Source organism: Pseudomonas acericola (SeqCode) (genome assembly GCF_053456465.1).
Window position 1 is genome coordinate 28,724 of the sequence record NZ_JBRFJB010000006.1, and the last position, 13,656, is coordinate 42,379.

General features: G+C 59.9%; 9 protein-coding genes. 5 read left to right on the forward strand and 4 right to left on the reverse strand.

Translation table 11 applies throughout. The annotated features are described in order from the left end of the window. Window positions 1–174: 174 nt before the first annotated feature. The 5 genes from pgi to ACU688_RS21435 all read left to right on the forward strand — a co-directional run bounded on the left by pgi (window position 175) and on the right by ACU688_RS21435 (window position 8,858). Window positions 175–1,839, forward strand: coding sequence for a glucose-6-phosphate isomerase (gene pgi / locus ACU688_RS21415; RefSeq protein ID WP_124527749.1), 1,665 nt, complete (start codon window positions 175–177; stop codon window positions 1,837–1,839). A 105-nt stretch (window positions 1,840–1,944) separates the two neighbouring features. After that, complete coding sequence (gene acs, locus ACU688_RS21420) at window positions 1,945–3,882, forward strand: acetate--CoA ligase (RefSeq protein ID WP_448186319.1); 1,938 nt, start codon at window positions 1,945–1,947, stop codon at window positions 3,880–3,882. A 16-nt stretch (window positions 3,883–3,898) separates the two neighbouring features. Next, window positions 3,899–4,768: an oxygenase MpaB family protein gene (locus ACU688_RS21425; protein WP_448186320.1), complete on the forward strand. Its 870-nt coding sequence runs from the start codon at window positions 3,899–3,901 to the stop codon at window positions 4,766–4,768. A gap of 67 nt (window positions 4,769–4,835) precedes the next feature. Further along, window positions 4,836–5,852: a class I SAM-dependent rRNA methyltransferase gene (locus tag ACU688_RS21430; RefSeq protein ID WP_448186321.1), complete on the forward strand. Its 1,017-nt coding sequence runs from the start codon at window positions 4,836–4,838 to the stop codon at window positions 5,850–5,852. An 87-nt stretch (window positions 5,853–5,939) separates the two neighbouring features. Further along, a complete protein-coding gene (locus tag ACU688_RS21435) occupies window positions 5,940–8,858 on the forward strand; it encodes a DUF748 domain-containing protein (RefSeq protein WP_448186322.1) in 2,919 nt (972 codons plus the stop codon). Between the two features lie 278 nt (window positions 8,859–9,136). Here ACU688_RS21435 and ACU688_RS21440 read toward each other — a convergent pair whose 3' ends face one another. The 4 genes from ACU688_RS21440 to truB all read right to left on the reverse strand — a co-directional run bounded on the left by ACU688_RS21440 (window position 9,137) and on the right by truB (window position 13,653). Next, window positions 9,137–9,760 (reverse strand): BON domain-containing protein, encoded by a 624-nt coding sequence (locus ACU688_RS21440; RefSeq protein ID WP_448186323.1) that lies wholly within the window; start codon window positions 9,758–9,760, stop codon window positions 9,137–9,139. A 287-nt stretch (window positions 9,761–10,047) separates the two neighbouring features. Continuing rightward, window positions 10,048–12,153, reverse strand: coding sequence for a polyribonucleotide nucleotidyltransferase (gene pnp / locus ACU688_RS21445; protein ID WP_448186324.1), 2,106 nt, complete (start codon window positions 12,151–12,153; stop codon window positions 10,048–10,050). A 194-nt stretch (window positions 12,154–12,347) separates the two neighbouring features. Next, window positions 12,348–12,617: a 30S ribosomal protein S15 gene (gene rpsO / locus ACU688_RS21450; RefSeq protein WP_003176135.1), complete on the reverse strand. Its 270-nt coding sequence runs from the start codon at window positions 12,615–12,617 to the stop codon at window positions 12,348–12,350. A 118-nt stretch (window positions 12,618–12,735) separates the two neighbouring features. Next, on the reverse strand, window positions 12,736–13,653 hold the full coding sequence (gene truB, locus ACU688_RS21455; RefSeq protein WP_026136642.1) for a tRNA pseudouridine(55) synthase TruB: 918 nt from the start codon (window positions 13,651–13,653) through the stop codon (window positions 12,736–12,738). Between the last annotated feature and the right edge of the window lie 3 nt (window positions 13,654–13,656).

The window sequence follows — 13,656 nt, forward strand, 5'->3', positions numbered from 1 at the left end:
AGTACCGGCCACAGCGCAGACAAAGCCAAGACAAGTTCACACGCTAGGTTTAATGTAATCGCCCTGCGCTCTTGGTTAGCGCTGTCTGGAACCCGCCGCTTGATGAGAGGCAGGACGTTCCGGGCTTTGAAGTGTCCTAAAGGCAGTCCCCGTAATAAAAGGAAACCCGCAGCGATGGCGTACTACCGCACTCCTCATGACGTTACCGCTCTGCCCGCCTGGCAAGCGCTCAATCAACACCGCCAAGCCATGCAGGATTTCAGCATGCGCGACGCGTTTAATGCCGATCCCCAGCGTTTTTCCCAATTCACCTTGAGCAGCTGCGGACTTTTCCTCGATTACTCGAAAAACCTGATCACCAGCGAAACCCGTGATTTGCTGGTAGCCCTGGCCAAGGAAGTCGACCTCAAGGCCGCGATCAACGCGCTGTACGCCGGCGAGCCGGTCAACTCCTCCGAAGGCCGCCCTGCCCTGCACACCGCGCTGCGCCGTCCAGTGGGCGACAAACTGTCGGTCAACGGCGTGAACATCATGCCGGACGTGCACAAGGTGCTGAACCAGATCACTGACCTGGTCGGCCGCATCCACGACGGCCTGTGGCGTGGCTACACCGAGAAACCGATCACCGACGTGGTGAACATCGGCATCGGTGGCTCATTCCTCGGCCCGGAGCTGGTGTCCGAAGCGCTGCTGTCCTACGCCCACAAAGGCGTGCGCTGCCACTACCTGGCGAATATCGACGGCAGTGAGTTCCACGAACTGACCATGAAGCTGCGCGCCGAGACCACGCTGTTTATCGTCTCGTCGAAATCCTTCAACACCCTGGAAACCCTGAAAAACGCCCAGGCCGCCCGCGCCTGGTACCTGGCCCAGGGTGGCTCGGAAGCCGAGCTGTACCGCCACTTCATCGCCGTATCGAGCAACAACGCGGCGGCCGTGGCATTCGGTATCCGTGAAGAAAACATCTTCCCGATGTGGGACTGGGTCGGCGGCCGTTACTCGCTGTGGTCGGCCATCGGCTTGCCGATTGCCCTGGCCATCGGCATGTCCAACTTCAAGGAACTGCTGTCCGGTGCCTACACCATGGACCAGCACTTCCAGAACGCCCCATTCGAACAGAACATGCCGGTGCTGCTCGGCCTGCTGGGCGTGTGGTACGGCAACTTCTGGGGCGCGCAGAGCCACGCGATCCTGCCGTACGACCACTACCTGCGTAACATCACCAAGCACTTGCAACAGCTGGACATGGAATCCAACGGCAAGAGCGTGCGCCAGGACGGCACGCCCGTGTCCACCGATACCGGCCCGGTCATCTGGGGCGGCGTCGGCTGCAACGGCCAGCACGCTTACCACCAGTTGCTGCACCAAGGGACCCAACTGATCCCGGCCGACTTTATCGTGCCGATTGTCAGCTTCAACCCAGTGTCCGACCACCATCAGTGGCTGTACGCCAACTGCCTGTCGCAAAGCCAGGCACTGATGCTCGGCAAGACCCGCAGCGAAGCCGAAGCCGAGCTGCGCGACAAGGGCATCGCCGAAGAAGAAGTGCAGAAGCTGGCACCGCACAAGGTGATCCCGGGCAACCGCCCGAGCAACACCTTGGTGGTGGAACGCATCAGCCCGCGTCGCCTGGGCGCACTGGTGGCCATGTACGAGCACAAGGTGTTCGTGCAAAGCGTGATCTGGGGCATCAACGCCTTCGACCAATGGGGCGTGGAGTTGGGCAAAGAGCTGGGCAAGGGCGTGTACAACCGCTTGACCGGTGCCGAAGAAGCCGTGGCGGATGACGCCTCGACCCAAGGCTTGATCAACTATTTCCGCGGTCGTCACCGCGGCTGATCCTGCCCCTTCAAGGCCAACGTCCGTTTGGACGTTGGCCTTGAACCCTCCCCCCACAGCGTGCATCTTTATGACTTGTGCCTAAAACAAGAATAAGGACCGCTCATGTTCGATATCAGCACTTTCCCCGTTGCCGATGCCGTGCGCCGCACTGCGCAACTCAGTCAAGAGGACTACAGGCGCCTCTACCGCCAATCCATCGAGCAACCCGATACCTTCTGGGCCGAACAGGCCAAGGTTTTTCTCGACTGGATCAGCCCCTGGCACACCGTTCAGCAATCGGACATCCACACCGGCGCCGCCCAGTGGTTTGCCGGCGGCCAACTGAACGTCAGCTACAACTGCATCGACCGTCATCTGGCGCACCGCGCTGAGCAAACGGCCTTCATCTGGGAAGGCGACGATCCGACACAATCCTGCAAAATCACCTACCGCCAACTGCACGAAAACGTCAGCCGCCTGGCCAACGTGCTGAAAGGCCGTGGCGTGAAGAAAGGCGACCGAGTGTGTATCTACATGCCGATGATCCCGGAAGCGGCCTACGCCATGCTGGCCTGCACACGCATTGGCGCGGTGCACTCGGTGGTGTTTGGTGGGTTCTCGCCGGACGCCTTGCGTGACCGCATCCTCGACGCCGACTGCCGCACAGTGATCACCGCCGACGAAGGCGTGCGCGGCGGCAAGCCGGTGGCGCTGAAACAGAATGTCGATAAAGCCCTGACCAGTTGTCCGAATGTCAGCACCGTCTTGGTGGTGGAACGCACCGGCGCGAACGTGAACTGGAGCGAAGGCCGCGACCTCAAGTATCAACAAGCCCTCGACGCCGCCAGCGCCGACTGCCCACCCGAGCCGATGGACGCCGAAGACCCTCTGTTCATCCTCTACACCTCCGGCAGCACCGGCAAACCCAAAGGCGTGCTGCACACCACCGGCGGCTATCTGCTGCAAGCGGCGATGACCTTCAAGTACGTGCTCGACTACCGCGAAGGCGAAGTGTTCTGGTGCACCGCCGATGTGGGCTGGGTCACCGGCCACAGCTACATCGTGTACGGCCCGCTGGCCAATGGCGCAACGTCGCTGATGTTCGAAGGTGTGCCGAGCTACCCGGACAGCTCGCGCTTCTGGCAGGTAATCGACAAGCATCAGGTCAATATCTTCTACACCGCGCCGACGGCCCTGCGTGCGCTGATGCGGGAAGGCCACGGCCCGTTGGAGAACACGTCCCGCGCCAGCCTTCGCTTGCTCGGCAGCGTGGGCGAGCCGATCAACCCCGAAGCCTGGGACTGGTACTTCAACGCCGTCGGCGAGCAGCGCTGCCCGATTGTCGATACCTGGTGGCAGACCGAGACCGGCGGCATCATGCTCAGCCCGCTGGTGAGCGCGCAGCGGATCAAGCCGGGTTGCGCGACCCAGCCGATGTTTGGCGTACAACCCGTGTTGCTGGATGAGCAAGGCAAGGTGTTCAACGGCGCAGGCAGTGGCGTACTCGCCATCAAGGCCAGTTGGCCGGGGCAGATCCGCAGCGTCTACGGCGACCCGCAGCGCATGATCGACACCTATTTCAAACCCTACCCCGGCTACTACTTCACCGGCGACGGCGCGCGGCGCGATGAGGACGGCGACTATTGGATCACCGGGCGTATCGACGATGTGATCAACGTGTCCGGCCACCGTATCGGCACGGCCGAGGTGGAGAGCGCCCTGGTCCTGCATGACCTGGTGGCCGAGGCCGCCGTGGTGGGCTACCCCCATGATGTCAAAGGCCAGGGCATCTACGCCTTTGTCACCCCGATGAATGGCGTCACGCCCGACGATGGACTAAAAAAACACCTGTTGGAGCTGGTCAGCAAGGAAATCGGCAGCTTTGCCAAGCCGGAACTGATCCAATGGGCGCCGGCCTTGCCGAAGACCCGCTCCGGCAAAATCATGCGCAGGATTTTGCGCAAGATCGCCTGCAACGAACTGGACAGCCTCGGTGACACGTCCACCCTGGCCGATCCCAGCGTGGTGGATGGCCTGATCGACAAACGCCTGAACCGATAGGAAAACCTGAGTCGCCATGGAATTTATCCGCAGCCGTATCGAAACCCAGTTGATGAGCCTCACGGGCTTGTCACTGGGCCAACTGGACCTGGAAAACCCCAAGGGCGACCCCGGCCTGTTCGGGCCGGACTCGGTCAGCTGGCAAGTCCATGGCGACTTCAGCAGCATGTTGATCGGCGGTATCAGCGCCCTGATGCTGCAAGCCTTGCACCCGCTGGCCCTGGCCGGCGTGTGGGATCACTCGAACTTTCGCCAGGACATGCTCGGGCGCTTGCGGCGCACGTCGCAGTTCATTTCCGGCACCACCTTTGGCTCGCGCAAGGACGCCGAATGGTTGATCGAAAAGGTGCGCACCATTCACCTGCAAGTGGTCGGCCATGCGCCGGACGGCCGGGCGTATGCGGCCAGCGACCCGGAGTTGCTGACCTGGGTGCATGTCGCGGAGGTCAGCAACTTCCTCGCCGCCCACCTGCGCTACCGTAACCCGCACCTTTCGGGGCGTGACCAGGACCGCTACTTCGCAGAAATCGCCTTGGTCGCCGAACAACTGGGCGCGCGGCATGTGCCGCGTTCGCGGCAGGAAGTGTCGGATTACCTGGTACGTATCCGCCCGCAACTGCTGTGCGACGAGCGCAGCCGTGAGGTATTGCGCCTGCTGCTCAATGCCCCGGCACCCAGCACGATGGCCAAGCCGTTTGGTGCCTTGATGATGCAGGCCGGGATCGACCTGCTGCCGGACTGGGCCAGCGCCATGCTCGACCAGCACCAGAGCCCGCTGCAACGCCAGATGATCCGCGCCGGGGTCAAGCGCAGTGCGCCGTTGCTGCGCTGGGCGATGCGCAATGGTTCGGTACAGCGGGCGCATCGGCGGATGGGTTTGATGTAGGCCTGGCCCTATAACTGTTAAACTCCGCGCCCACATTTACCCCCATTACTTAAGCAAGGCGCGCTCCATGTCTCCCTTGAATCAGGCGCTGCGCGCCGCCCTCAATCATCGCCAAGACCTGATCAACGAGCTGCACGCCCAAGGTACCGACTGCTACCGCTTGTTCCACGGCAGCCAGGAAGGCGCCGGCGGCCTGACCATCGACCGCTACGGCCCGCAATTGCTGGTGCAGAGCTTCCACCAATCGCTGCAAACCGACGAGCTGCTGGACCTGCACCAGCTGATCAACCAGTACATCGGCCTGGAATTGCTGCTGGTGTACAACGACCGTTCCCGTGGCAACTCGCGGATCGATCGCGAAGACACGGTGTACCGCGCTGAACCGGCAGCGCTGGAAGACCTGGTCGGCCACGAATGGGGCCTCAACTACCGTGTACGCGGGCGCCATGCCGGGCAGGACCCGCTGCTGTTCCTCGACCTGCGCAACACCCGCGGCTGGGTCAAGGCCCATAGCGCCGGCAAAAGCGTGTTGAACCTGTTCGCCTACACTTGCGGCGTCGGCCTCAGCGCGGCGGCGGGCGGTGCCCGTGAGGTGTGCAACCTGGACTTTGCCGAGGGCAACCTGGCGGTGGGTCGCGAAAACGGCGAGCTGAACCCGCAATTGCCAACCATGGAATTCGTGCAATCCGACTACTTCCCGGCGATCCGCCAACTGGCCGGCCTGCCCATTACCCAGCGCCGCGGCCAGAAACTGCCGAGCTATCCACGCCTGGAACAGCGCCAGTACGACCTCGTATTGCTCGACCCGCCGGCCTGGGCCAAGAGCGCCTTCGGCACCGTCGACCTGCTGCGCGACTACCAAAGCCTGCTCAAGCCCGCACTGCTCGCCACGGCCGACAATGGCGTGCTGATCTGCTGCAACAACTTGGCGAAAGTCAGCATGGATGACTGGCGCGAACAGGTGCTGCGCTGCGCGGAAAAAGCCGGGCGCCCAGTGCGCGACTGGAAAATCATGACGCCGGGGGCGGATTTTCCTTCACAAGACCAGCAGCCACCGCTGAAAACTTTGATACTGCAGCTGTAGGACGTTTCCCAAGAGCCCTGCCCTTCGGAACCGAAAACCCGTGCCATACTCCAAGGCACTCCTGTTTGACATAGATGGCGCCGCCCCATGCCCAAAGGATTGATTCGCGCCACTGGCGCCTTGTTGACCGCCGTTGCCCTGTACAGCTTGCTGGGCTTTCTGATTTTGCCCGGCATTGCCCTTCGCATTGCCAACCAGCAACTGGCCAATTACGCCACGGTGCCGGCACGGATCGAGCGCATCGAGCTCAATCCGTTCAGCCTGGAGCTGACGGTCTGGGGCCTGAAAATCGGCGAGCCCGGCAAAGAACAGATCGGTTTCGAACGGCTCTACGCCAACCTGCAGATCGACAGCCTGTGGACCCGCGCACTGCACCTGGCCGATGTGCAATTGGACCAGCCGAAGACGGAGCTGCTGTTCGACAAGTCCGGCCAGTTGAACCTGGCGCAACTGTTCAAGATTCCGCCAAGCGAGCCCACCCCGGCCGACCCGAATGCCAAGCCCTTTCCGTTGCGGATCGACGCCATCAAGCTGGCCGGCGGCTATGTGCACTTTGAGGACTTGCGCCCCAGCGAGCCCATCGAATTCCTCTACGACAAACTCGACTTCGAGCTGAAAAACCTCAGCACCCTGCCCGAAGACAATGCCGACATGACCCTGGTCGCCGCCGGCCCTGAAGGCGGGCAGATCGACTGGAAAGGCAACTTCAGCCTGGTGCCGATCACGTCCGAAGGTACGTTGAAGGTCACCGATGGCAAGATGAAGGCCTGGTGGCCGTATGTGCGTGATGCGCTGCCGCTGGTGCTTGAGGACGGCGTGCTGAACTTCAGCACCGACTACAAATTCAGCCTGGCCAAAGAGACCGAGCTGAACCTGACCAACACCGCAGCGAGCATCGCGCCGTTTGCCATCAAGGCCCCGGATGGCCGGCCACTGGTGCGCCTGGAGCGCCTGGACGTCAGCGAAACCACGGTGGACCTGGCCAAGCAACAGGTGGTGGTGGGCAAGATCCGCAGCAACAAACTGGAAACCTGGGCCGCCCGCGAAGCCGACGGCCAGTTGGACTGGCAGAAACTGTTCGCCAGCCAACCGAGCAAGCCGGCCCAGAAGCCGGAAGCCGCGACCGCACCGGCCACCGCCGACTCACCCAAACCGGCACCGGCAGCACCAAGCAAGCCGTGGCAGGTGCTGCTCAAGGACGTGCAACTGCGTAACTATCAGGTGCACCTGGCCGACCGCCAGGTCAAACCAGCGGTGGCGTTGGAGCTGGGCCCGCTGAACGTCGACGTGCAGAACTTCGACAGCCTCAACCAAAGCCCATTTACCCTGAAGGTCGATACCGGCCTGGGCAAGCAGGGCAAGATCCTCGCGACGGGCGAGGTCAACCTGAACCCAATCAGTGCCAAGCTCAAGGTCAATACCCAGGACATCGACCTGCGGGTTGCCCAGGCCTATATCAGCCCGTTTATTCGCCTGGAACTGCGCAGCGGCATGCTCGGCAGCAACCTGGATGTGAACCTCAAAAGCGCCGACCCGCTGAAGCTGCAAATTACCGGCCGCGCGCAGGTCGACCAGCTGCATACCCTCGACACCCTCAAGACCCGCGACTTCCTCAAATGGCAGCGGCTGGTCGTCGAAGGCGTCAACTACCAGCACGGCGAGAGCCTGTCGATCGACAAGGTCAACCTGCTGCAACCCTATGCACGCTTCATGATCAACGACGACCGCACCACCAACGTCGATGACTTGCTGATTCCACAGGCGCCCGATAAAAGTCCGAAACCGGCCAGCAAAGACAAACCTCTGGGCATTCGTATCGGGCAGATTGCGATTAACGACGGTTCGGCCAACTTTGCCGACTTCAGCCTGACACCCAACTTTGCCACCGCCATTCAACAACTCAACGGGCAGATCGGTACGATCGACAGCCGCCAGGCCAAACCGGCCAGCGTCGATATCAAGGGCAAGGTGGATCGCTACGCGCCGGTGACCATCAAGGGCAGCGTGAACCCGTTTGACCCGATGGCGGCGCTGGATATCGCCACCAGCTTCAAACGGGTCGAGTTGACGACCCTGACCCCCTACTCCGGCAAGTTCGCCGGTTTCCGTATCCGCAAGGGCCGGCTCAATCTCGACCTGCATTACGTGATCACCAAAGGCCAGCTGAAAGCCGAAAACAAAGTGGTGGTCGAGCAACTGCAATTGGGTGAGAAAGTCGACAGCGCCGATGCGGTGGACTTGCCGATTCGCCTGGCCATCGCGTTGCTCAAGGACTCGGACGGCAAGATCTCCATCGAACTGCCGGTGACGGGCGACCTCAACAATCCACAGTTCAGTGTGATGCCGATCGTGTGGCAGACCCTGCGCAACTTGGTGGTGCGCGCGGCAACGGCACCGTTCAAGTTTATCGGTGGGTTGGTTACCGGCGGTGGTGCGGAGGACTTGGGCAATGTGTCCTTCGCCGCAGGTTCCAGCGAACTGAACAAGGACGCCGAAGGCGCCCTGAACACGCTGGCCAAGGCCCTGAAAGAACGCCCGGCCCTGCGCCTGGAAATCGAAGGCACCGCCGCTGCCAGCAGTGACGGGCCGTTCCTGGCCGCAGAACGTCTGGAGCGTGAATACCAATACAACTACTACAAGATCCTCCAGCGCCGTGGCGACAAGGTTCCAGCCCAAGCCTCGCTGCTGGTTGTACCGGAGAAGGAAAAGGCGCCATTGCTGGAAGGCATCTACCGCACGCGCCTGAAACAACAACCTCCGGCGGAATGGAAAGACCTGAGCGACAGCGACCGCACTGCGAAGCTGCGTGACGGCGTGATCAAGTTCTGGAGCACCAGTGACGTACTGCTGCGCCAACTTGGCCAGGACCGTGCAAGCACGATCAAGGACTATCTGGTGGACAAGGGCCAGCTGGAAGATGACCGGGTGTACTTCATTGATGCCAACCTGGGTCAGGCGGAGAAAGATGGTCGGGTGGTGACACCGCTGCATCTGGATGCCGAGTAAGCAGCGGGCATTGCAAATCTAAGTGTGGGAGCGGGCTTGCCCGCGATTGCGGTGGGTCAGCTTGAACAGCTGTGACTGAACCACTGCAATCGCGGGCAAGCCCGCTCCCACATTGAGTCTTTGTTGGACTCACTAAATAGAACAGGCCCCGACACAAGTGCCGGGGCCTGTAATGACCACATCCCTGTGGTCGGTCGCATGAACACGTGAGGTGCATTGAGTGGATATCTGGCTCACTCGTTGCCGCCGACGTTTTGTTCAAGACGATACGTTGGGCATTACTCTGCTTTCAGGCCATCGGCCGATACAGCTTTAACGCCTTTGATTTGCTTGGTGATATTCACCGCGGTGGTTTTCTGTGCTTCGGTCACTGGGGTAGCCGACGACAGGGAAACGACACCTTTGTTGGTTTCGACTTTGATGTCGGTGCCAGGAATACCTTTCTCGGTTACCAGGTCAGCTTTTACCTTGGTAGTGATCCAAGTATCGGAAGTCGCGCCCTTGGCATCAGCTGCTGCGCTTTTGGTTTTGTCGATGTTGTCAGCCTTGGTAGCGCCGCCAGCCAGCAGGCCGTCAGCCGATACGGCGGTAACACCTTTGATTTTCTTGGTGATGGCTACAGCGGTCGCTTTCTGCGAGTCCGAGATAGCTACTGTCGAGGACAGGGAAACCACGCCTTTGTTGGTTTCAACCTTGATGTCCGAGCCTGGAATACCCTTTTCGGTCAGCAGGTCAGCTTTGACTTTGGTGGTGATCCAAGTGTCCGAGGTGGACTCTTTGGCTTTGGTCACTTCGCCGGCGGCCAGGGTCATAGGCGCTTGAGAAGTCTGAGCAAAGGCAACGTTGGCCATGGCCAGGGTCAGGGCGGTAGCAGTGGCGGTAGCGAGAGCGAACTTCTTCATACGAGTAACTCCTGTTTTATTAATAGTCTGCAGTGTGTGTACCTTGATGCTGCAGCGTTGATAGAGATATTGCAGGCGCTGTGCCAAGTTTTGCAGACTCATAAAACCCTTTTAAAACAATGACTTAGAAAATTACTTAATTTCCGAAATCGTGCAACTTGCATGAAGGCCATCGTGCCTGCATGCAAGTTGCGGCTTTTGCGTCGGTCTTGCCTCTACGCTTTTTCAACGCCCATAAAAAAAGGACTCCGAAGAGTCCTTTTTTTCAGCGTGAAGCCTGGGGGTGATTAAACGCCCGAAGCCTTGGCTGCTGCTACGTCCTTGATGGACAGCTTGATACGGCCGCGGTTGTCCACGTCCAGTACCAGCACTTCCACTTCCTGGCCTTCTTTCAGAATGTCGGTCACTTTCTCAACACGAGCGTCGCTCAGCATGGAGATGTGAACCAGACCGTCTTTGCCCGGCAGGATGTTGACGAATGCGCCGAAGTCGACGATGCGCTCAACCTTACCGACGTAGATCTTGCCAATCTCGGCTTCAGCGGTAATGCCCAGGACGCGCTGGCGTGCTGCCTCAGCCGCTTCCTTGGTTTCGCCGAAGATCTTGATCGAGCCGTCGTCTTCGATGTCGATCGAAGCCTTGGTCTCTTCACAGATCGCACGGATAGTCGCGCCGCCTTTACCGATAACATCACGGATTTTGTCGGTGTCGATTTTCATCGCGATCATGGTCGGAGCATTTTCCGACAGCTCGGTGCGGGACTGACCAATGATCTGGTTCATCTGGCCGAGGATGTTCAGGCGCGCGTCCAGGGCTTGGCCCAGGGCGATCTCCATGATCTCTTCGGTGATGCCTTTGATCTTGATGTCCATCTGCAGTGCGGTTACGCCTTTGGCGGTACCGGCTACCTTGAAGTCCATGTCGCCCAGGTGGTCTTCGTCGCCCAGGATGTCGGTCAGGATGGCGAACTTCTCGCCTTCTTTAACCAGGCCCATGGCGATACCGGCAACCGGCGCCTTCATCGGCACACCAGCGTCCATCAGTGCCAGGGAAGCACCGCAAACGGAAGCCATGGAGCTGGAACCGTTGGACTCGGTGATTTCCGATACAACACGGATGGTGTACGGGAACACGTCGGCAGCCGGCAGCATGGCTGCAATCGAACGACGGGCCAGACGGCCGTGACCGATTTCACGACGACCAGCGCCACCCATGCGACCACACTCGCCCACCGAGAACGGAGGGAAGTTGTAGTGCAGCATGAACGGGTCTTTTTTCTCGCCTTCCAGGGTGTCCAGCAGCTGTGCGTCACGGGCAGTACCCAGAGTCGCGACAACCAGGGCCTGGGTTTCACCACGGGTGAACAGCGCCGAACCGTGAGTCTTCGGCAGAACGCCGACTTCGATGTTCAGCGGACGAACGGTCTTGGTGTCGCGACCGTCGATACGTGGCTTGCCGTTAACGATGTTTTCGCGAACGGTGCGGTATTCGATTTCGCCGAAAGCGGCTTTGACTTCGCTGGACGAAGGCTGGCCTTCTTCACCGGACAGCTTGGCTACAACCTGATCCTTCAACTCGCCCAGGCGAGCGTAACGGTCGGCCTTGACGGTGATGGTGTAGGCGTCGGAGATCGCAGCGCCGAACTCGGAGCGGATAGCGCCCAACAGTTCAGTCGCTTCAGCCTGTGGAGCCCAGGTCCAGGTAGGCTTGGCAGCTTCGGCAGCCAGCTCGGTGACAGCCTTGATGACAGCCTGGAACTCGTCGTGGGCGAACAGTACCGCGCCCAGCATCTGGTCTTCGGTCAGCTCTTTGGCTTCCGATTCAACCATCAATACGGCTTCCGAGGTACCGGCAACGACCATGTCCAGGCTCGATGCTTTCTGTTGCTCGTAAGTCGGGTTCAGCAGGTAGCCGGTGCTTTCGTGGAAAGCAACACGGGCGGCGCCGATCGGGCCGTCGAACGGAATGCCGGAGATAGCCAGGGCAGCCGAGGTACCGATCATCGCAGCGATGTCCGGATCGGTTTTCTTGCTGGTGGAAACGACGGTGCAGACAACCTGCACTTCGTTCATGAAGCCTTCTGGGAACAGCGGACGGATCGGACGGTCGATCAGTCGGGAAGTCAGGGTTTCTTTCTCGGAAGGACGGCCTTCACGCTTGAAGAAACCACCAGGGATCTTACCGGCAGCGTAAGTTTTTTCCTGGTAGTGAACGGAAAGAGGGAAGAAGCCTTTGCTTGGGTCAGCGGTCTTGGCGCCAACAACGGTCACCAAAACGGTAACGTCGTCGTCAACGGTAACCAGCACTGCGCCGGAGGCTTGACGGGCGATACGGCCTGTCTCAAGGGTAACGGTCGACTGACCGAACTGGAACTTTTTGATAACCGGGTTCACGGTGTCCTACCTTCTTTGTGGCTCTTGGGGAACTTGTCTTCTTGCGAAATTCTTGGGCAATCTCGGGAATCGGCCCGAGCCTCGTCCAGGGTAAAACGTGTATCCAGATAAAACTTGAGGCTGGGAGCCTGTCATGGGCCAGCGGGAATCCCACTGACACACGACAGACAACCAACCTCTAGCGCAATCGCTTATTAGCGACGCAGACCCAGGCGACCGATCAGAGCCTGATAACGACCCAGATCCTTGCCTTTCAGGTAGTCCAGCAGCTTACGACGCTGGTTTACCATGCGGATCAGACCACGACGGGAGTGGTGATCTTTACCGTTGGCCTTGAAGTGACCTTGCAGCTTGTTGATGTTGTGGGTCAGCAGTGCAACTTGCACTTCTGGCGAACCAGTGTCACCAACAGCTTGCTGATAGTCAGCAACGATTTGTGCTTTTTCTTGAACGTCGAGAGCCATGAGGCAATCCTTTTATCAGGAAACTGTTTCAAAGAAACAGCTTCAACAGGCCAGGGACAAATCCCTGTATCTAAAAATGAGGAAGTGACCGTGCCTGTTAACAGCCACCCTCGTTCGGTCATTCTGACCGAATCAGTCGACGCGGCGCGATGCGCCCGTCTTCGCTCACTTCACCGATACCGATAAAGCGACCGTTATGATCTTGTACCCGCACCATGCCGAACTTCGGAGCGTCCGGGGCACGTACCGGCTGGCCGTTGAGCCAGTAGAACGCGCTGTGCTCCGAGAAGTGCAGCAATGGCCAATCCAGCAAACCGCTGTCCGATGGCATCAGGAAGCGATCAACTGCTTCATTGCCGCCTTCGGCGTGTACCGCTTCCAACTCTTCCAGCGTGACCGTCTGGGCCAAGGTGAAAGGGCCGGCCTGGGTGCGTCGCAGTTCTGCAACGTACGCGCCGCAACCGAGCTTTTCACCAATATCTTCCACCAGGGTACGGATATAGGTGCCTTTGCTGCAGTCCACGGCCAAGCGCGCAGTGTCACCTTCACAGGCGAGCAATTCCAAGCGCGCAATAGTAACAGAACGCGGTTCGCGCTCCACTACTTCGCCCGCACGTGCCAGCTTGTAAAGTGGCTGCCCATCACGCTTGAGCGCCGAGTACATCGGCGGTATCTGACTGATTTGCCCACGAAAACCGGGCAAAGCCGCTTCAATATCTGCACGACCAACGGTCACGTCGCGAACCTGCAAAACATCACCTTCGGCATCGGCCGTGGTGGTGGTCTTGCCCAGTTGCATCAGGGTTTCGTAACCCTTGTCGGAATCGAGCAGGTATTGCGAGAACTTGGTGGCCTCGCCAAAGCACAACGGCAACACACCGGTGGCCAAGGGATCGAGGCTGCCAGTGTGCCCGGCCTTCTCGGCATTGAGCAGCCAGCGGACCTTCTGCAAGGCGGCATTGGAGGTAAAGCCAATGGGTTTGTCGAGCAGAATGATGCCGCTGACGTTGCGACGGATACGTTTGACCTGAGCCACCAC

Coding starts and splice junctions, on each gene's coding strand:
- ACU688_RS21435 (WP_448186322.1), top strand. CDS start 5,940: ATGCCCAAAGGATTGATTCGCGCCACTGGCGCCTTGTTGACCGCCGTT.
- acs (WP_448186319.1), top strand. CDS start 1,945: ATGTTCGATATCAGCACTTTCCCCGTTGCCGATGCCGTGCGCCGCACT.
- ACU688_RS21440 (WP_448186323.1), bottom strand. CDS start 9,760: ATGAAGAAGTTCGCTCTCGCTACCGCCACTGCTACCGCCCTGACCCTG.
- pgi (WP_124527749.1), top strand. CDS start 175: ATGGCGTACTACCGCACTCCTCATGACGTTACCGCTCTGCCCGCCTGG.
- rpsO (WP_003176135.1), bottom strand. CDS start 12,617: ATGGCTCTCGACGTTCAAGAAAAAGCACAAATCGTTGCTGACTATCAG.
- ACU688_RS21430 (WP_448186321.1), top strand. CDS start 4,836: ATGTCTCCCTTGAATCAGGCGCTGCGCGCCGCCCTCAATCATCGCCAA.
- ACU688_RS21425 (WP_448186320.1), top strand. CDS start 3,899: ATGGAATTTATCCGCAGCCGTATCGAAACCCAGTTGATGAGCCTCACG.